Below are 16,992 nucleotides of genomic sequence, written 5' to 3'. Positions count from 1 at the left end.
GGCCCGGGGGGCGCCCCCCCGGGGGGGGGGGGGGGGGCGCCCGCCGCGGGGGGGGGGGGGGGGGGGGGCGGGGGGGCGGCCCCCCCCCCCCCCCCCCCCCCCCCCCCGACGGTGTCAGGCGACCGTGCAGGACGCCCCGTTGAGGGTGAACGAGCTGGGCCTGGCGCTGTTACCGGTGTGGGTGGCCTGGAAGCCGATCGTCAGCGATCCGTTGGGCGCGATGCTGGCGTTGTACGAGACGTTCCGCGCCGTCACCTGCCCCGAGCTGGGGGAGTAGGTGGCGTTCCAACCGCCGGTGATGGTCTGCCCACCGGGCAGGGTGAACACCAGCGACCAGCCGTTGATCGCGCTGGTGCCGGTGTTGGTGATGGTGATGTTCTCGGTGAGCCCGGTGTTCCACGCGTTGACGGCGACGGCCACCCGGCAGGCACCGGAACCCGGCGGCGGCGTGGTCGGGCTCGGCGGCGGCGTGGTCGGGTTGGGTGGCGGCGTGGTCGGGTTGGGTGGCGGGGTGGTCGGGTTGGGTGGCGGGGTGGTCGGGTTCGGGTTGGTCAGGCCGAAGAACTGGACGGCGGCCGCGGCCATGCCGCCGGAGGGCAGGCTGTGCCCGGCGCCTTGGATGCTGTACGCCTCGACCTGGACGGTGCCGCCGCTGTCGGCGAACCTGCGGCGGTTCCAGTTGGCCTGCGGCGTGTCGGTGGAGGTGGGCGTCTGGCTCAGGCCGAACACGTTGGTCCACTGCTCGACGGCCTCCTGGAGCAGTGAGAAGGGCACCAGCGTGTCGTTGGTGCCGTGCCACAGCTGCACCCGGGGACGCGGACCGGAGTAGCCGGGGTACGCCTGGCGCACCGCGTCACCCCACTGCTGCGGGGTCCGGTTCATGTTGCCGCCGGTGCACTGGCTGCTGCCGGGCGGGTAGTCCGCCGCGTTGGCGAAGCAGTTGAACGGCACCCCCATGAACGCGGCGCCGGCCTTGAACACGTCGGGGTAGAGGGCCAGCATGTGGTTGGTCATCATGCCGCCGGAGGAACTGCCCGTCGCGTAGACCCGGTCGGGGTCGGCGTTGTACTGCTGCTGCGCGTACCGGACCATCGACATGATCGAGACCGGGTCGCTGCCCCCGCCGCGGCGCTTGGCGGCGTCCGACCAGACGTCGAAGCAGTTGCCGAAGCCGGCCTGCTGGGTCGCGGAGGGGTAGATCACGATGAAGCCGTAGCGGTCGGCCTGGCTGGCGAACTCGCTTCCGGAGTAGAAGCCGGGGCCGGATCCGCCGCAGCCGTGCATGGCCACCACCGTCGCCGGCCGGGCGGGGCGGTTGTCCGGCACGTAGATGTGCATGCGCATCCGGCCGGGGTTGTCACCGAAACTTGTCACCTCGGTCAGCGAGGCCGCGTACGCGGGGCTGAACGTGGGCACCACCAGGCCGGCCGCGACCAGCGACATGGCCAGGCCGAACAGCAGTTTTCTTCTGATCTTCACGGACGACTCCTTCGAACGCCTGAATGCAGGCTGGGATCGGTCGGTGCGACGGCGGCGGTGACGTGTGCCCGCCGCGTGTGCTCGCGGGTGCGCCCAAGTCCCCCGCTCGTCCACCACGTCTGGCTTGCCCTGCCCGGCTCCGAGTGGCGTCGTGTAGCAGATATTGTTCTCCTGGGCCCAGGAAGTGTCAATCGACGCGCCTCGATCAACTGTGCCGTGGCTCCCGGACCGGCGCATCGGCGTCCATCTACAGTCGATACCCCGTCCCCGAGTCGACTCCGGAGCGCCCGTGAACAGCCCGTTCCACATCGAGGAGATCTATTCCGACGACGGGAGCAACGCGCTGCGGATGCCCCGGCGGCAGGTGGGCAACTCGCCCCAGGGTTTCGCCATGACGCTGCTGGCGGACTACACCCTGCGGACCCGTGCCGCGCTGCCCTCCGCCGCCATCGTCGCGTTGCTCACCGAGTCCGGGGTGACCACCGCCGGTGCCCGTACCGCGATCAGCCGGCTGGCCCGCCGTGGTGTGCTCGAAGGCAGCCGCCACGGACGCCGCAGCTCGTACCGACTCAGTCGCGCCGCCGCCGCCAACCTCTCCAGCGGAGGCAACTGGATCCTCACCTCCACCACCATCGCGGTGCCGTGGGACGGGTGCTGGACGATCGTGGCCTTCTCGCTGCCACAGGATCACAGCACCCAGCGCCGGGCGCTGCGCAGCCAGCTCCGCTGGCTCGGCTACGCGCCGCTGTACGACGGCCTGTGGGTCTCGCCGTACGAACTGACGTCCCGGGCGCGGGCGCAGCTGGAACAGTTGACCCTCGGCACCGTCACGGTCTTCCGCGGTCGCCAGAACGCGCTGGGCTCGACCAGCGACCGCGCGCCCATCGAGGCCTGGGACATCGACGCCATCACCCGGCAGTACACGGCGTTCCTGGACCGCTGGACGTCGTTGTTGCCGCTGGTCGGCGCCGGGCAGGTGGACGGCGCCGCGGCGGTGCGGGCACGCACCGAGGTGATGGACACCTTCCGCCGCTTTCCCACCCTCGACCCGCAGCTGCCGGTGGAGCTGCTGCCGGCGGGCTGGCTCAGGCAGCCGGCCCGGGATCTGTTCGCGGCCGTGTACGACGGTCTCGCGCACCCGGCCGAGCAGCACGTCCGAGCGGTCGTCGGGCGGTTCACCGACAGCGCGCCGGTCGGTATCCGGGCCCACACCACCGCCGACCTGATCGCCGGCGTTCGCGGTGCCGCCGGCACCACCTCGGCGGCGAGCGCACCACCGGCCGAGTGGGAGACACCGGACCCGGCCGTCGACTGCGACGAGGTGACAGCCGGTTCCCGGCCGAGCTGATCCGATCGGCTGACGCCGGGTTCAGCCCGAGGGCGCTCGCGCGTCACGCCGGCACGGTGCACGGCAGCGTCGCGGTGACCGTCCAGCCGCGGTCGTCCGGTCCGGCGTCGACCGAACCGCCGAGCAGATGGGCCCGCTCGCGCATGCCGATCAGCCCGAAGCCGGTCGGTCCGAACCCGCGAGGGCTCGGCATCTCTCCGTCGTCGCTCACCCGCAGCCGCACCATCTCGGCGTCGCGGGCGACCCGCACCACGATGCGCGTCGCGCGCCGGGCGTGTCGGCGGGCGTTGGTGACGGACTCCTGGGCCAGCCGGTAGATCGCGGTGGCCACCGGCGCCGGCAACCCGTCGAGGTCGCCGGACAACTCCACCTCGACCGTCGGGCCGTGCGCGGAGCGACTGGCCAGCCGCTCCAGATCGGTGATGCGGGGAGCCGGTGTGCGGTCGGCCGGCTCGTCGTGGCGCAACACCCGCACCATCGCGCGCATCTCGGCGAGCGCCCGGATCGCCTCGGCCTCGATGATCCGTAGCGCGTCGGCGGCAGCCTCCGGTCGCGTGTCGAGCACCGCCAGCCCGGCCTGGGCCCGCACGGCCATCGCGGACACGTGATGGGCGACGGTGTCGTGCAGGTCGCGGGCCAGCCGCTCCCGTTCCAGCAGCTTGACCTGCTCGAACTCGCGTTGGCGGGCGCGGGCCCGGTACCGCAGCGCCGCCCCGAGCGCGAGCGCGGCCGACACCACCCCGGCACCGGCCAGCGCGTCGCCCGGAGCGAGGTGATCGGCCGCCACGGACAGCGTGATCTTCGCGGCGACGACGGCCGCTCCGAGTACCGCCTCGCGTCCCGAGCCCCACCGTGACAGGGAGAACACCAGGATCAGCAGGAAGGCCAGCGTGTGCAGACCGAGATCCCCGCCCACCACGGCCTCGCCGGCGGCGCAGACCGGGAAGGCGACCGCCGCCACGAGCAACGGCCTGGTCCGTCGCCAGAGCAGCACCGGGGCGAGACCGACGCCGATCAGGACCGGCACGACCCTCGGTGCCGGCAGGTCCGCGCGGACGAGACCCTCCAGCAGCGCCGTCGCCATGAACACGACGACCAGTGACCAGTCGCGCCATCCGCGCGCCGGACCCGTGGGCCGGGGCTCGTGCCACCACGACCGCAGCAGCTCCCGCACCAGCCGATCGTACGGGCGGCCGAAGCCAGACCACCAGCGGCGGCGGTGCCACCGGAAGGGTGGCAGGATCGCTCGCATGCAGTTCGCAGAGGTTATCCGTCGCCGTCGGATGGTGCGGCACTACGCCGATCGGCCGCTCAGCCCCGAGGTCATCGAGACGATCCTGGCCAGCGCGTTGCGGGCACCGTCCGCCGGTTTCTCGCAGGGCTGGGCCTTCCTCGCCCTCACCGATCCGGGCGACCGGGCCAGATTCTGGCCCTTCGTGCCGACCCGGGTCGCGCAGACCCCCACGATGCAGAACGCGCCCCTGGTGGTCGTGCCACTCGCGCACAAGGCGGCCTACCTGGCCCGGTACGCCGAGGCCGACAAGGGCTGGAACGACCGGTCGGAGGCCCGCTGGCCGGCACCCTACTGGTACATCGACACCGGCATGGCGGCGCTGATGATGCTGCTCACGGCCGTCGACGAGGGACTGGACGCCTGCTTCTTCGGCATCATGCCGGTCACCGGTGAGTCCTTCACGCCCGAGGTCGACGTTCCCGCGCACACGGCCGCCTTCAAGGCCGAGTTCGGCATCCCCGACGAGTACGCGCCGATCGGCGGCATCTGCGTCGGTTACCGCGCCGACGACCTGCCTCCGCAGAATCCCGCTGTCGCCGCGCGTCGCCGCGCCGCCAGCACGGTCATCCACCGTGGCCAGTGGGGCAACGCCTGACCCGGCGGCACCGGGCCGGTCCGGTCGGCCCGCTGTCCACCGGCGGGGTCACGCCGGGTCCAACGGCCCTGCCGGGTCACGCCGCCTCCGGGATGGGATGGAAGCGACGACGTCCCGAGGAGGAGCCATGACAACCACGGACGGCAGGGTCGGCCTGGACCCGATCGACGTGCGGTTTCAAGCCGGAGAAGCGTACGAGATCCGGATACGCGATCACCGGCTGCTCACCGATCAGCCGGTCGACGCGGGTGGTGCCGACACCGCACCGAGCCCCACGGAGCTGTTCGCCGCCTCGCTCGCCGCCTGCGTCGCGTTCTACGCCGGGCGCTACCTGAGCCGGCACGGGCACGGTCGGGCCGGTCTGGCGGTGACCGCGTCGTTCGAGATGGCCACGGACCGCCCGGCCCGGGTCGCCGCCATCCGGATCACCGTACGACCGCCGACCGACCTGTCACCGGAGAAGTGGCCCGCGTTGCGCGCCGTGGCGAGCCACTGCACGGTGCACAACACGCTGCTCAACGCGCCCCGGATCGAGGTCGACATCCAGTGAACCGGCGCGCCCGGCGCCAACCGACGACCTCGATGAACCGACGACGATCCGGCCGATAGTTGATGGTCACCGATGGCTGTCGCTGTGACACTCCCCGTGGGGAGGCGTGATGACGGCCAGCCGAGAGGTGGGATTCCGGCCCGATCCGGTGCTGGTGGGCCGGGCGGCCGAGGTGGCGTCGCTGGACGCGGCGGTGGCCACCGTACGCGCCGGACGATCCGTGGTGGTCGAGGTGTGCGGCGAGGCGGGCCTGGGCAAGACCCGGATTCTCCGCGAGTTGGCGCGGCGGGCCGCCGACGCGGGCCTGCTGGTTCACCCGGGTCGGGCGACCCAGTACGAGCAGGGCGTGCCGTTCGGGCTCTTCGCCGAGATGGTGGAGGCGGCCGACGGGGGGCCGAGCGACGCGGCGCGGCCGTCGGTGCCGGCGGCCGTGCGGCGGATGCTCACCCGGACACCGGCCCCGGGCGTCGCACTGCTGCTCGACGACGTGCACTGGGCCGACTCGGCGTCACTGGAGCTGACCGAGCACCTGATCGGCAGTCCACCACCGGTGCCGGTGCTGCTCGCGGTGGCGTTCCGCGGTGCCTGTCCACCGGCACGGCTGGTCAACGCCATCGCGCGGCTCGGCCCGGCCGCCACCCTGATCGACCTTCCGCCGTTGGACGCGGCCAGCCTGGAGGTGCTGCTGGTCGGCGTGCCGCGTCGTCGCCGGGACCTGATCCTGCGGGCCAGCCTCGGCAATCCGCTGTACATCCAGGCGTTGTCCCGGCTCACCGACGATGAGCTGGACTCCCTGGCGAGGCTGGCCCGCCGGCACGACCCGGTCGACGCCGACCGCCTCGCCGGCTCGCGGCGGTCCGTGCTGGCCGGACTCGCCGCCGAGATCACCGCCCAGGAACCGTCGGTGCAGCGGGTCGCCCACATCGCCGCGGTGGTCGGCGACCACACCACCATCGACCTCGTCGGACACGTCGCCGGCCTGCCGATGCCCACGATCACCGCGGCGGTGGACCAGCTCGGGCGGCTCGGCCTGCTCGACGCGGACGGCGGGCGGCTGCGCTATCGACACCCGCTGATGCGGGCGGCGGCGTACGCGTTGACCGGCGCGGCCTGGCGGTTCGAGGCGCACACCCGCACCGCCGACTACCTGCGTGGCCGCCGAGCGTCCCGGCAGCTGGTGGCGCACCACACGGAACGGTCCGCCCGTCACGGCGACGAGATCGCGGTGGCCACGTTGGTCGACGCGGGTGTCGCGTTCACGCACGAGGCCCCCGCCCAGGCGGCCCGCTGGCTCGGCGCCGCGCTGCGCATCATGCCGGACGCCGGTCCGGGCGACCAGCGGCGTGCCGAGGTGACGATGTGGTACGCCCGGGCCCTCGGCCGCAGCGGCGAGTTGGCCCGCAGCCGTCAGGTGCTCCAACGGCTGCGGCGTGCCGACGGGCCGGTGCGGCGCCGGGCCGAGACGTTCAGTGTGGCGGTGGCCCGGCAGCTCGGCGACTTCGCCGAGGCGGCGGCGACGCTCGGCACCCAACTGCGTCGCGGCGGTCTCGACCGGGTCGAGGAGGCGAAGCTGCACGTGGAACTGGCGGCCGTGGACGCGTTCCGGGAGGAGCCGACCTCGGCGGTGCACCACGCGCAGCGGGCCCTCGAACTGCTGGACGAGCACCGGTCGGCGCTCGTGGCGGCGGCGCTGACGCTGCGGACGCTCGCCACCCTGTACCTCGGCTGCGCCAGGTCGGCCCGCGAGCAACTCGCCGCCGCCGTCGTCGCCGTGGACGCCACCGGCGACGCGGACCTGCGCCCGTACGTCGAAATCGTCTCACCACTGGCGCTTGTCGAGATCCAGCTGGGCAACTACGCCGACGCCGACCGACATCTCGCCCGGGCGCGACGGATCCTGGACGGCCTCGGACCGAGCAGCGCCTCGCCGTACCTGCTCGTCATGGAGTCGCTGGTGCACGCCCGTGCTGGCCGGCTGACCCGGGCGGTGCGGGCGGCGGAGCGGGCGCGGGCCGCCGCCGAGCGGGTGGGCAGTACGGAGATGGCCGCGATGGCGGCGGCGGTCCGCCTGCGCCCGGTGCTGTGGACCGCCGGCCCGGCCGTGGCTCTCGTCGACCCGGTGCCGGCCCACCTCGACGGCGACCCGAGCAGCGCGGGTACCGAGGTGATGGGCGGGCCGCCGCGCTCCCGAGCGTGGTGGCGGATCAACCGGGTGGAGCTGGCCCTGGCCAGGGCGGTCGCGGGCGACTGGGACGGCGGTGCCGACCTGCTCACCGAGCCGGCGACACCGCCGTCGAGGCATCCACCGGTGCTGGTGGCCCGAGACCTGGTCGCGACCGTCGTCGCGGCCGGCCAGGGTGAGCACGCCACGGCCGCCCGGGTCGGTAGGCGGGCGGAACGCCGGGCCAGTGCCGCCGATCTGCCGTACGAGATCGGACTGGCCCGGTTCGCCCGGGCCTTCGCCGCGTACCGGGCCGAGGATCCGGACCGGGCGACGATGCTCGCCGAGCGCGCGGCGGCCAGCTTCGTGACGGCCGGAACCCCGATGGAGGAGGCGCTGTCCCGGCACCTCGCCGGTGTCGCGTACCTCGTCGCGGGCCGGCCGGGACCGGGCGCGGCCGCCCTCGACCGGGCCGATGCCGGGTACCGCGCCTGTGGTGCGGTCTGGGCCGCATCCGTGCTCGCCGGGCACCGCGCCGCCGGCTGCCCGCGCTCCGGACACCGCGCCGGCGGTGCGGCAGGCACCGGGCGGCCGGCCGGGGACGACGCCCTCACCGCCCGCGAGCGGGAGATCGCGGGCCTGGCGACGACCGGCCTGACCAACAAGGAGATCGCCGCCCGACTCCATCTCAGCCCCCGGACCATCGAGTCCCACCTGAACCGGGTCTTCGCCAAGCTCCACGTCCACTCCCGCACCGCGATGGCCCGTCGACTCACCGAGGCGGCCGCCGAGCACGGGTCACCTGCGGGTGGTGTCACGGACCCGCTCCGCCGGCGCCTTCCGCCACCCGGCCGGTACCCGCTGTGACAGGTGGCGGCCGGTCGTCCGCCGCCTCACGTCGTCGCCAGCGCCTCGGTGGGGGAGAGGCGGGAGGCGCGGATCGCCGGGTACAGGCCGGCCAGGCCACCGATCAGCAACGTCGCCAGCACGCCCCCGGTCGTAGCCCAGGCCGGGACCACGGTCGGCCAACCCTGCGACAGCGCGTACCCGGAGGTCACCAGGATGCCCAGTAACACTCCGCCAGCTCCGCCCAGGGCCGACAGCAGCAGTGACTCGGCGAGGAACTGGCTGCGGACCTGCCCCCGGGTGGCACCGAGTGACCGACGCAGTCCGATCTCCGCCCGCCGTTCCAGGACCGAGATGACCATGGTGTTGGCCACCCCGACGCCACCGACGAGCAGGGCCACCGCGCCCAGCCCCAGCAGCAGCGCGGTGAACGTCTCGTCGGTGGCCTCGGCGGCGGCCAACGCGTCCGACGGACGGGAGACGTCGACCTCGTTCGGCGCCTCCGGGTTGGCGGTCGCCCCGAGCACCGCGCGGACCGCCTCGACCTGGTCGGCTTCGGTCCTGGTGTAGACGGTGGTCGGGTGACCGTCGAAGCCCAGGTGGCTCGCGGCGACCGCCCAGCCCACCAGAGCCGAGCTGTCCAGCTCCGGTGCCAGCGGCGCCGGAGCGAGGATGCCCACCATGGTGAACCAACGACCGCCGAGCCACACCTGCACGTCCGCGCCGGCGGCACTCAGCCCGAGCCGCTCGGCGGCGGTCGCGCCGAGCACCACCGCCGGATACCGGGCGGTGGCCTCGTTCAGCCAGGTACCGCTGGCCACCTCGCCGCCGACGGTGTCCAGGAGCCCGAGCTGCGTCGCCCGCACGGCCACTCCGCCGGTCTCCGCCGGCGGGATGTGGTCGGTGCGGTAGACCTTCGCGTCGACGACCTGCCCGGTGGCCGCCACCTGGGTCACCGGACCGATCCGGCCGATCATCGCCACCGAGTCGTCGGGCAGTTGGGCGTCGGTGCCGAAGAGGGTCCGGCCGGGTGACACGGTGAGCAGGTTGGTGCCGAGCGTGGCCAGGGTCCGATCCAGTTCGGCCCGCGACGACGAGGAGATACCGACGACGGCGATCATCGCGGCGATGCCGATGGCGATGCCCAACGCGGAGAGAAACGCCCGCAGCGGACGGGTCCGGAGCCCGACGCCACCGACCCGCACCACGTCGGCGGCCGGCATCCGGGCCGGAGTCAGCTGTGCGCCCGGCCGGTTCTGTGACGTCACCGGCATGTCAACTCACTCCGCTCGACGCGAGGCGGGAATCCGCGCGGATCCGCCCGTCGCGCATCCGCACCTGCCGCGGCAGCGCCGCGGCGATCTCCCGGTCATGGGTGATGACGACCACCGTGGTGCCGGCCCGGTGCAACTCGTACAGCAGGTCGAGCACCGCCGTCCCGGAGCCGGTGTCGAGGTTGCCGGTGGGCTCGTCGGCGAGCAGCACGGCGGGCTCGCCGACGACCGCACGGGCCACCGCGACCCGTTGCCGTTCGCCGCCGGACAGTTCGTGCGGCCGGTGCCCGAGGCGGTGCCCGAGGCCGACCCGATCCAGCGCGGCCTCCGCCCGCCGCCGCCGCTCCCCTCGGGGTACGCCGGCGTAGAGCAGCCCGTCCGCCACGTTGTCCACCACGGGTACGCCCGGGGCCAGGTGGAACTGCTGGAACACGAAACCGATCCGGGTGGCGCGCAACGCGGAGAGTTGCCGGTCGGACAGTCGCGTCACGTCGTGACCGTCGATCATCACCGTGCCCGAGGTCGGCTCGTCCAGCGTGCCGATCACGTTCAGCATGGTCGACTTGCCGGAGCCGGACGGTCCGACGATGGCCACCAACTCGCCGTACCCGATCCGCAGCGACACCTGGTCGAGCGCGACCACGTCGCCGGCGTACCGCTTGGCGACCTGGTCGAGCACGACCACGTCGGCGGTCACCGGGGCATCCCGACGGTGGTGCCCTCGACGATCCCGTCGCCGGCGACCTCGACCCGCCCGTCGGCGAACAGCCCGGTGGTCACCGCGACGATCCGGCTGGAACCCTCGTCGAGGACCTCCACGCCGTAGCCGCCCTCGGCGAGCGCCAACAGCGCGGCCACCGGCACGGTCAGTACGTCCGCGCGCTCGCTGACGGTGAAGGTGATCTCGGCGGAGGCCCGGTCGAACTCGGCGAGCGCCTTCTGGTCGTCGACAGCGATCGTCACCTCGATCCTCGTCTCGGCGCTGGCGTCGCCACCGGCGTCCGCCGATCCGTTGTGGATCACCGTTTCGACCGTGTCGACCTTCCCCGTCACCCGCCGGCCGTCGGGCAGGGTGACCTGCACCGTGGTGCCACGTTCGGCGAGACGCTGGTCGTCGATGTCGAGTTCGGCGGTGACCAGCCGGCTGGTGCCGGTGTAGGTGAGCACCGCCTGCCCTGGCTGGATGGCCGCGCCCACGTCCAGTTGGTGACCCTCCACCCGGACGGCACCGTCGGCGAACGCGACGCGACCCAGCTCGACGCGGCCGGTCTCCGGCACACCGAGGTCGTCCTGCCAGGCACGGACCGCCTCGGCGGTGGCCCAGGTGTACTCGTCGTCGACGGTGAAGCCGGAGTACCCGATGGCCTCCAGATTCCGCTCCAGCTGTCTGACGTCGGAGCCCTCGGCACCGGGTTGCAGGGTCCGGTAGGCGGGCAGCCGCCCGTAGAACAGGATCACCGGGTCGTTGTCGACGGCGTAGAGAGCCTTGCCTCGCCCGACGGTGGCGCCCGCGTCGGGCAACGCGGTGAGGGTGCCGGGCAGCCGGCTGGTCGCGGTCCGACTGGGCCCGTGTCCCAGCTCACCGTCGACGGTCCTGGCGTCGGCGAGGGTCTGTCGGGTGACGGCGGCGCTGCCGGGCGCGGCGGTGCCGGCCTCGGCGGTCCCGTCGCCGGAGCCACCGCCGAAGCCGACCGCCGCCGCCACGCCGGCTCCGGCGACGAGGATCAGCGCCGCGCCACCGGCGGCGGGCAGGCGGGTTCGACGGGTCACCGGGCGCCCCCGAACTGCGGGACGTGCTGACGACACGCCTCCAGGGCGGCGCGGAACGCCGGGTCGTCCGGGTCGATGCCCAGGGCGTCCCGCTGGATCTGGATCCGGCCGTCCGCCGCCGGGTCGGGGAACTCCGGCACACCGTTCTGCCGCATGCACCGGGCCATGACCCGCATCTGTTCGAGCTGCTCGGGGTCGAGCCGCGCCGCCTGCCCGCCGTTTGGCAACAGCTGGCGGCACTTCTCCATGCCGGCCTCGACCTGCTCCGGGTCGACACTGTCGTCGAACCGGAACATCGGTCCGTTGCCGGCCTCCGGATCGGGCATCTCCACCCCGTTCTCCCGCATGCAGCGGGCGAAGTCCAGTCGTCGTTCGGCGTCGCTGCCGCCCGTGCCGTCACCGGTGGCCGAGGCGGTGGGCGCGGCGGCGCCGCCGGCGGTGGCCACCCCGGTCCGGTCGCCGTCCTGGCCGGCACATCCGGCGAGCGCCAGGATCAGCAGTACGGGCAGCGTGAGAGTGCTCCGTCGCATCGTTGGTGTCCTCTCCCGCGTCCGACGACGGTCGCCGGACACCGGACAAGTGCATCCGTCGTGGCGTATCGCGGGCGTAACCGATCACGTTTACGTCGGCGTTATCCGCGCTCGCGGCACCATGGAACGGTGCGAGTGCTGGTGGTCGAGGATGAGGACGTGTTGGCCGACGCCATCGCGGAGTGGCTGCGCCGGGAGGCCTTCGCGGTCGACGTGGCGTACGACGGCGACGCCGCGTTGGAACGGCTCGGCATCAACGAGTACTCCGTGGTGGTGCTCGACCGCGACCTGCCGGTCGTGCACGGCGACGACGTGTGTCGGGCGATCGTCGACTCCGGGGGCGACACCCGGGTGCTGATGCTCACCGCGGCCGCGGCGGTGCGTGACCGGGTGGCCGGTCTCGCCCTGGGCGCCGACGACTACCTGGTGAAACCGTTCGCGCTGGTGGAACTGGCTGCCCGGGTGCACGCGCTGACCCGGCGGGCCCGGCCAGCCGCGCCACCGACGCTGCGTCGGGCGGGCATCGTGGTGGACCCGGGCCGCCGCGAGGTGTACCGCGACGGTCGGTACGTGTCGTTGTCGCGCAAGGAGTTCGCGGTGCTGGCCGAGCTGCTGCGCGCCGACGGCGCGGTGGTCTCCGCCGAGGAACTGCTGGAGCGGGCGTGGGACGAGCACATCGACCCGTTCACCAACGTGGTCCGGGTCACCGTGATGAAGCTGCGGCGCAAGCTGGGCGATCCGCCGGTGATCGAGACGGTGCCCGGCACGGGGTACACGATCCGGTGAAGCGGCTGACTCTGCGGGCCCGCCTCACCCTGGTCTACGGCGGCCTCTTCCTGCTCGCCGGCATCGTCCTGCTCGGCGTCACGTACGTGCTGGTGGACCAGCGGATGCCGCAGCCGATGCGTGCCGACCTGCCGGACCGCACCGCCGTGGTGACCCGGCTGCCGACGTCGGCGGAGGACCTCGACAAAATCCGCATGCTGATCCAGGACGTGCAGAGCGAGGCCAAGCGCAACGCCCTGGAGTCGCTGCTCACCCAGGGCGGCATCGCGCTGGCGGTGGTCTCCGCGGCAGCCGTGGTGATCGGTTGGCTGGTCGCCGGCCGGGCGCTGCAACCGCTGCACCAGATCACCGGGACGGCCCGCCGCATCGCCGGGGCCGACTCCGCCGGGCGTGGTCTGCACGAACGGATCGCGTTGACCGGCCCCCGCGACGAGGTGCGGGAGCTGGCCGACACGTTCGACCAGATGCTGGAGCGGCTCGACCGTTCCTTCGACGGCCAACGACGGTTCGTGGCGAACGCCTCCCACGAGCTGCGGACACCGCTCGCGCTGAACCGGGCGCTCGTTGAGCTGGCGGTCAGCCGGCCGGACGCCCCGGCCGAGGTCCGTCGGCTCGGCGAGGCGTTGCTGTCGGTGAACGAACGACACGAGCGGCTGATCGACGGGCTGCTCACCCTCGCCGGCTCGGAGAGCGAGGTGACCGAGCGCGCGACGGTCGACCTCGCCGAGATCGCCGCCCACGTGGTCGAGCAGGTGGCCCCGGTGTACCGGGATGTTCCGGTACACCGCTCGCTGGAGCCGGCCCGCACCGTCGGCGATCCGGTGCTGCTGGAGCGGCTGGTGTTCAACCTGGTGGAGAACGCCCTGCGGCACAACGTGCCGACGGACGGCTGGGTGCGGGTACGCACCGGACAGGTGGCCGGACGTCCCACCCTGGTCGTGGTCAACACCGGTCCGATGATCCCGAGCTACGACGTGGAGACGATGTTCCAGCCGTTCCGGCGGCTCAGCCGGGAGCGGGTGGCGGGCACCAGGGGCTTCGGGCTCGGGCTGTCGATCGTGCGGGCGGTGGCCCGGGCGCACGGTGGCGCCGCCGAGGCAGCACCCCGTCCCGACGGCGGCCTCACCGTCACGGTGACGCTGCCACCGTCGGCGCCGACCGGCTGACCCCGCCGCGACGACCAGCCGGTCAGCGCAGCCCGGACACCAGGTGGGCCACGTCCTCGGCACAGCCGTAGGAGAGCGTCACGCCGGCCCCGCCGTGGCCGTAGCAGTGCACCACCGGACCGCGATCGGTGACCTCGGCTTCCAGCCGCACGCTCGGCCGACCGGGCCGTAGGCCGACCCGGTGGCCGAGGACCCGCGCGTCGCGCAGCGCGGGTACGAGGTCGGCGCAACGATCGAGGATGCGGCGGGCCGTGTCCGCCCGAACGGTCAGGTCCTCGTCGCCGTCGTCGGCGGTGCCACCGAGCAGCACGGTGTCCTCGCGGGGTACGACGTAGCACAGCTGCTCGGGATCGGACTGGTCGATCAGCCACTCGCGCAGGCCGAACTGGGCGACGACGACCACCTGTCCCCGCACCGGGGTGAGGTGGTGGTCGCCGACCAGCTCCCGGGCCCCGAGACCGGTGCAGTTGACCACGACGTCGACGCCGACGAGGGCGTCGGTCAGCTTCTCGAACCGCCCGGGGCGGACCGCGACCCCGGCGGCGACCACCTCGCCGAGCAGCCAGGGCAGGTGCACCGCCATGTCCGCCACCGGGACGGTCAGCTCGAAACCGTCGGCGTAGCCGGTCGGTAGTCTCGCCCCCGTGACCCGGGCCAGCTCCGGCACCGCGTCCCGCCACCACGGCTCGGGTGCGGGCCGACGGAACAACTCCCGCCCCAGGCGCATCCGCACACCGGTGCGCGGATCGGCGGCCAGGCCGCGCAGGGCTGCGTAGCTGGACGCCGACCAGCGGGTCACGTCCGCCGCCGGATAGGCGCGGTAGGGATACCAGAGCGCGGCGGCGACCGCCGACGTCGTGTCGTCGCCCGTCCGGGCGGCGACCAGGTCGACATGATGGCCCTCGCGGGCCAGGCGCAGTGCGCTGGTCAGACCGACGACGCCGGCACCCACCACCCGGACCCTCATGCCTGGAGATCACACCACACCCGCGTCGTGGTGGACAGCGCCGCTCGGCTGACCGGGGCGTGGTTTGGACAGGCGCACGCTGTCCGGTGGGGTGTCGGCACTCGCGGTGCGGGTGTAGCCGGCGCGCTCGTACAGGCCGATGTTGCGGGTGCTGCGGCGGCCGGTGAAGAGGACGCAGTGGGTGCTCTCCCCGGGAGCTTGTCCTTCGGCGTACGACAGCAGCCAGGAGCCGATGCCGTTGCCGGCCTGGTCGGGTGCCACCATCAGGCGACCGATCAGCCAGTCGCCCTGGTGCGCCCGGGCGCGCACCGCCGCGACGAGGCGACCGTCGTGGCGTACGCACCACCACCGCCACGTCGCCGTCGACGCCCGTAGGTCGGCGAGGTTCTCCCGCAGCGGTGCCAGATCGAGAGTGTCGTTGGCGACGGCTTCCTGGACCCAGCAGCACCGTTGCAGGACAAGCAGTTCCGCCAGGTCGCCGGGGCGGGCCTCGCGAAGCGTGAGACCGGCGACCGGCCCGTCGACGGCCGTCGGGTCGTTTCCACCGCGCAGGGGACGCAGCGCGCGGGCCACCCGGCTCAGCTCTGTCAGCAGCGCGCGGGCGGCGCCGTCGAGCGCTGCGGATCCGGCCACCTGGCCGGCGTGGACGCTGTCCGCGATGCGCAGGGCGACGGTCGCGCCGATCGGCATCATCCGCAGCGTCGTGACGACCTGCTTCGCCATCTGCGCCGACCGGGTGCCGGCCGAGGTGTTGCCGTAGCTGACGAAGGCCACCGGCTTCCACGCCCACTCGTGATAGAGGAAGTCGAAGGCGTTCTTCAGCACCGCCGGCATGCCGAAGTTGTACTCGGGCGTCACCACCACGAAGGCGTCGGCCGCGGCGACGGTGCGGCTCCAGCGGCGGGTGTGCTCGTGTCGGTAGCTGCCGCTGGCGGGATGCTCCGGTTCGTCGAGCAACGGCAGCGCGATGTCGGCCAGATCGGCGACGTCGACGGTGATCGCGCCGGACGCGGCGTCCGACCGGACGGTCCGCACGAACCAGTCGGTGATCGCGGGCCCGAGCCGCCCGGGGCGGGTGCTGGCGGTGATGACGAGGACCCGGAGCGGGCTCGGTTCGTTCGATGACATGTCAACGACAATAGGTCGATTTCAGTGACACGTCAACGAAAGGTAGGGTGACCGGCATGGACACCGCCTGGCTGAGCGCCGACGAGGAGCAGGCGTGGCGAGCCTTCCGGCGGCTGCTCGTCGCACTGCCCGCCCGGATCGGCCGCGACCTGGCCCGCGACTCGGGACTGTCCGCCGCGGACTACGAGGTGCTGAGCACGCTGTCGGAAAAACCCGACCGCCGCTGGGAACTCCGGGAGCTGGCGGCCAAGATGCAGTGGTCGCGCAGCCGTCTGTCCCACCACGCCGCGCGGATGCAGGCCCGGGGACTCATCGACAAGGAACCGGATCCGCAGGACGCCCGTGGTTGTCTGCTGCACCTGACCGATCACGGCTTCGCCGTCCTCGAACAGGCGGCGCCGCACCACGTCGCGTCGGTGCGATCTCGCCTCCTGGCGCACGTGAGCGCCGACGAACTCGCGATGCTGCGCGCGCTCTCGACCCGGATCGCCGACCTGCCCGACTGAGCGTGACGCAGCATTGCCGGTGGTGCCGACGTCGGCACCACCCGACCGCACAGGGGAGTGGCAGTGACGAGTTCATCCGAGAAGTCCACGTCAAGGGTCCGCCAGCTGCGGCTGGTGGTGCAGGCCGACGACTACGAGGCGGCGGTGCGGTTCTATCGCGACGTGCTCGGCCTGCCCGAGCAGGCCGCGTACTCCGGCGCGGACGACGCCCAGGTGGTGATCCTGGACGCCGGGCGGGCCACGCTGGAGATCGCCAACCCGGCGCAGAAGCGCATGATCGATGACGTCGAGGTGGGACGCCAGGTGGCGCCCAGTATCCGGGTCGCGTTCGAGGTGGACGACACCGCCGCGACCACCGATCGGCTGGTCGCCGCCGGTGCCGAGCAGGTGGCACCACCCACCACCACACCGTGGCACTCGGTAAACGCCCGCCTCGACGCCCCGGCCGGTCTGCACATCACCGTGTTCCAGGAACTGCGTACGCTCGACGAGCGTGCCGCGCTCGACGGGTTCGGCACCCACCCGGCCGGCTCACCACCCTGCGGCGACGCGGACCGGTGACCGTGGCCCGTCCGGACCGCCCACTCTCGGG

At 73.2% G+C, this 16,992-nt stretch carries 16 protein-coding genes; 8 read left to right on the top strand and 8 right to left on the bottom strand.

The window, feature by feature from the left end; translation table 11 throughout:
- Positions 1–114 precede the first annotated feature (114 nt).
- Positions 115–1,479, bottom strand: a complete 1,365-nt coding sequence (locus V5O40_RS21975; protein ID WP_332907218.1) for an extracellular catalytic domain type 1 short-chain-length polyhydroxyalkanoate depolymerase — start codon at positions 1,477–1,479, stop codon at positions 115–117.
- Positions 1,480–1,768: 289 nt separating this feature from the next.
- Here V5O40_RS21975 and V5O40_RS21970 point away from each other — a divergent pair, with 289 nt between their 5' ends.
- On the top strand, positions 1,769–2,827 hold the full coding sequence (locus V5O40_RS21970) for a PaaX family transcriptional regulator (protein ID WP_332907217.1): 1,059 nt from the start codon (positions 1,769–1,771) through the stop codon (positions 2,825–2,827).
- A 43-nt stretch (positions 2,828–2,870) separates the two neighbouring features.
- On the opposite strand, the gene V5O40_RS21965 is transcribed toward V5O40_RS21970, so the two are convergent.
- Complete coding sequence (locus V5O40_RS21965; RefSeq protein WP_332907216.1) at positions 2,871–4,001, bottom strand: sensor histidine kinase; 1,131 nt, start codon at positions 3,999–4,001, stop codon at positions 2,871–2,873.
- A gap of 76 nt (positions 4,002–4,077) precedes the next feature.
- On the opposite strand from V5O40_RS21965, the gene V5O40_RS21960 reads away from it, so the two are divergent.
- The 3 genes from V5O40_RS21960 (at position 4,078) to V5O40_RS21950 (ending at position 8,294) form a co-directional block, all read left to right on the top strand.
- Complete coding sequence (locus V5O40_RS21960) at positions 4,078–4,716, top strand: nitroreductase family protein (protein WP_332907215.1); 639 nt, start codon at positions 4,078–4,080, stop codon at positions 4,714–4,716.
- Positions 4,717–4,843: 127 nt separating this feature from the next.
- Positions 4,844–5,266 (top strand): OsmC family protein, encoded by a 423-nt coding sequence (locus tag V5O40_RS21955; RefSeq protein ID WP_332907214.1) that lies wholly within the window; start codon positions 4,844–4,846, stop codon positions 5,264–5,266.
- A gap of 109 nt (positions 5,267–5,375) precedes the next feature.
- A complete protein-coding gene (locus V5O40_RS21950; RefSeq protein WP_332907213.1) occupies positions 5,376–8,294 on the top strand; it encodes a helix-turn-helix transcriptional regulator in 2,919 nt (972 codons plus the stop codon).
- Between the two features lie 26 nt (positions 8,295–8,320).
- Here the strand turns inward: V5O40_RS21950 and V5O40_RS21945 are convergent, their stop codons facing one another.
- From V5O40_RS21945 to V5O40_RS21930, 4 genes are read right to left on the bottom strand one after another with little or no spacing between them, the layout of a single operon-like run.
- On the bottom strand, positions 8,321–9,547 hold the full coding sequence (locus V5O40_RS21945; RefSeq protein ID WP_332907212.1) for an ABC transporter permease: 1,227 nt from the start codon (positions 9,545–9,547) through the stop codon (positions 8,321–8,323).
- A gap of 1 nt (position 9,548) precedes the next feature.
- A complete protein-coding gene (locus V5O40_RS21940; RefSeq protein ID WP_408631924.1) occupies positions 9,549–10,244 on the bottom strand; it encodes an ABC transporter ATP-binding protein in 696 nt (231 codons plus the stop codon).
- On the bottom strand, positions 10,241–11,317 hold the full coding sequence (locus V5O40_RS21935; protein WP_332907211.1) for a peptidoglycan-binding protein: 1,077 nt from the start codon (positions 11,315–11,317) through the stop codon (positions 10,241–10,243). The genes V5O40_RS21940 and V5O40_RS21935 overlap by 4 nt, the downstream gene beginning before the upstream one ends.
- Positions 11,314–11,847: a hypothetical protein gene (locus tag V5O40_RS21930; RefSeq protein WP_332907210.1), complete on the bottom strand. Its 534-nt coding sequence runs from the start codon at positions 11,845–11,847 to the stop codon at positions 11,314–11,316. The genes V5O40_RS21935 and V5O40_RS21930 overlap by 4 nt, the downstream gene beginning before the upstream one ends.
- A gap of 129 nt (positions 11,848–11,976) precedes the next feature.
- On the opposite strand from V5O40_RS21930, the gene V5O40_RS21925 reads away from it, so the two are divergent.
- On the top strand, positions 11,977–12,633 hold the full coding sequence (locus V5O40_RS21925) for a response regulator transcription factor (RefSeq protein ID WP_332907209.1): 657 nt from the start codon (positions 11,977–11,979) through the stop codon (positions 12,631–12,633).
- Positions 12,630–13,799, top strand: a complete 1,170-nt coding sequence (locus tag V5O40_RS21920) for a sensor histidine kinase (RefSeq protein WP_332907208.1) — start codon at positions 12,630–12,632, stop codon at positions 13,797–13,799. The genes V5O40_RS21925 and V5O40_RS21920 overlap by 4 nt, the downstream gene beginning before the upstream one ends.
- A gap of 22 nt (positions 13,800–13,821) precedes the next feature.
- Here the strand turns inward: V5O40_RS21920 and V5O40_RS21915 are convergent, their stop codons facing one another.
- Both V5O40_RS21915 and V5O40_RS21910 read right to left on the bottom strand, forming a co-directional pair.
- Positions 13,822–14,766, bottom strand: a complete 945-nt coding sequence (locus tag V5O40_RS21915) for an FAD-dependent oxidoreductase (protein ID WP_332907207.1) — start codon at positions 14,764–14,766, stop codon at positions 13,822–13,824.
- Positions 14,767–14,775: 9 nt separating this feature from the next.
- Positions 14,776–15,894, bottom strand: coding sequence for a bifunctional NAD(P)H-dependent oxidoreductase/GNAT family N-acetyltransferase (locus V5O40_RS21910; RefSeq protein WP_332907206.1), 1,119 nt, complete (start codon positions 15,892–15,894; stop codon positions 14,776–14,778).
- Positions 15,895–15,950: 56 nt separating this feature from the next.
- On the opposite strand from V5O40_RS21910, the gene V5O40_RS21905 reads away from it, so the two are divergent.
- Together V5O40_RS21905 and V5O40_RS21900 are read left to right on the top strand one after the other, a co-directional pair.
- Positions 15,951–16,400 (top strand): MarR family winged helix-turn-helix transcriptional regulator, encoded by a 450-nt coding sequence (locus V5O40_RS21905; RefSeq protein ID WP_332907205.1) that lies wholly within the window; start codon positions 15,951–15,953, stop codon positions 16,398–16,400.
- A gap of 63 nt (positions 16,401–16,463) precedes the next feature.
- Positions 16,464–16,961 (top strand): VOC family protein, encoded by a 498-nt coding sequence (locus V5O40_RS21900; protein WP_332907204.1) that lies wholly within the window; start codon positions 16,464–16,466, stop codon positions 16,959–16,961.
- Positions 16,962–16,992 lie beyond the last annotated feature (31 nt).

Source organism: Micromonospora palythoicola, assembly GCF_036689795.1.
GTDB lineage: Bacteria > Actinomycetota > Actinomycetes > Mycobacteriales > Micromonosporaceae > Micromonospora > Micromonospora palythoicola.
The sequence above is the reverse complement of the archived record's forward strand: the minus strand, read 5'-3'. Positions and strand labels throughout refer to the sequence as shown.

Bases quoted from the DNA above. Each gene is read 5' to 3' on its own strand.
- V5O40_RS21950 (WP_332907213.1), top strand. From the start codon at position 5,376: ATGACGGCCAGCCGAGAGGTGGGATTCCGGCCCGATCCGGTGCTGGTG.
- V5O40_RS21960 (WP_332907215.1), top strand. From the start codon at position 4,078: ATGCAGTTCGCAGAGGTTATCCGTCGCCGTCGGATGGTGCGGCACTAC.
- V5O40_RS21955 (WP_332907214.1), top strand. From the start codon at position 4,844: ATGACAACCACGGACGGCAGGGTCGGCCTGGACCCGATCGACGTGCGG.
- V5O40_RS21910 (WP_332907206.1), bottom strand. From the start codon at position 15,894: ATGTCATCGAACGAACCGAGCCCGCTCCGGGTCCTCGTCATCACCGCC.
- V5O40_RS21905 (WP_332907205.1), top strand. From the start codon at position 15,951: ATGGACACCGCCTGGCTGAGCGCCGACGAGGAGCAGGCGTGGCGAGCC.
- V5O40_RS21915 (WP_332907207.1), bottom strand. From the start codon at position 14,766: ATGAGGGTCCGGGTGGTGGGTGCCGGCGTCGTCGGTCTGACCAGCGCA.
- V5O40_RS21930 (WP_332907210.1), bottom strand. From the start codon at position 11,847: ATGCGACGGAGCACTCTCACGCTGCCCGTACTGCTGATCCTGGCGCTC.
- V5O40_RS21945 (WP_332907212.1), bottom strand. From the start codon at position 9,547: ATGCCGGTGACGTCACAGAACCGGCCGGGCGCACAGCTGACTCCGGCC.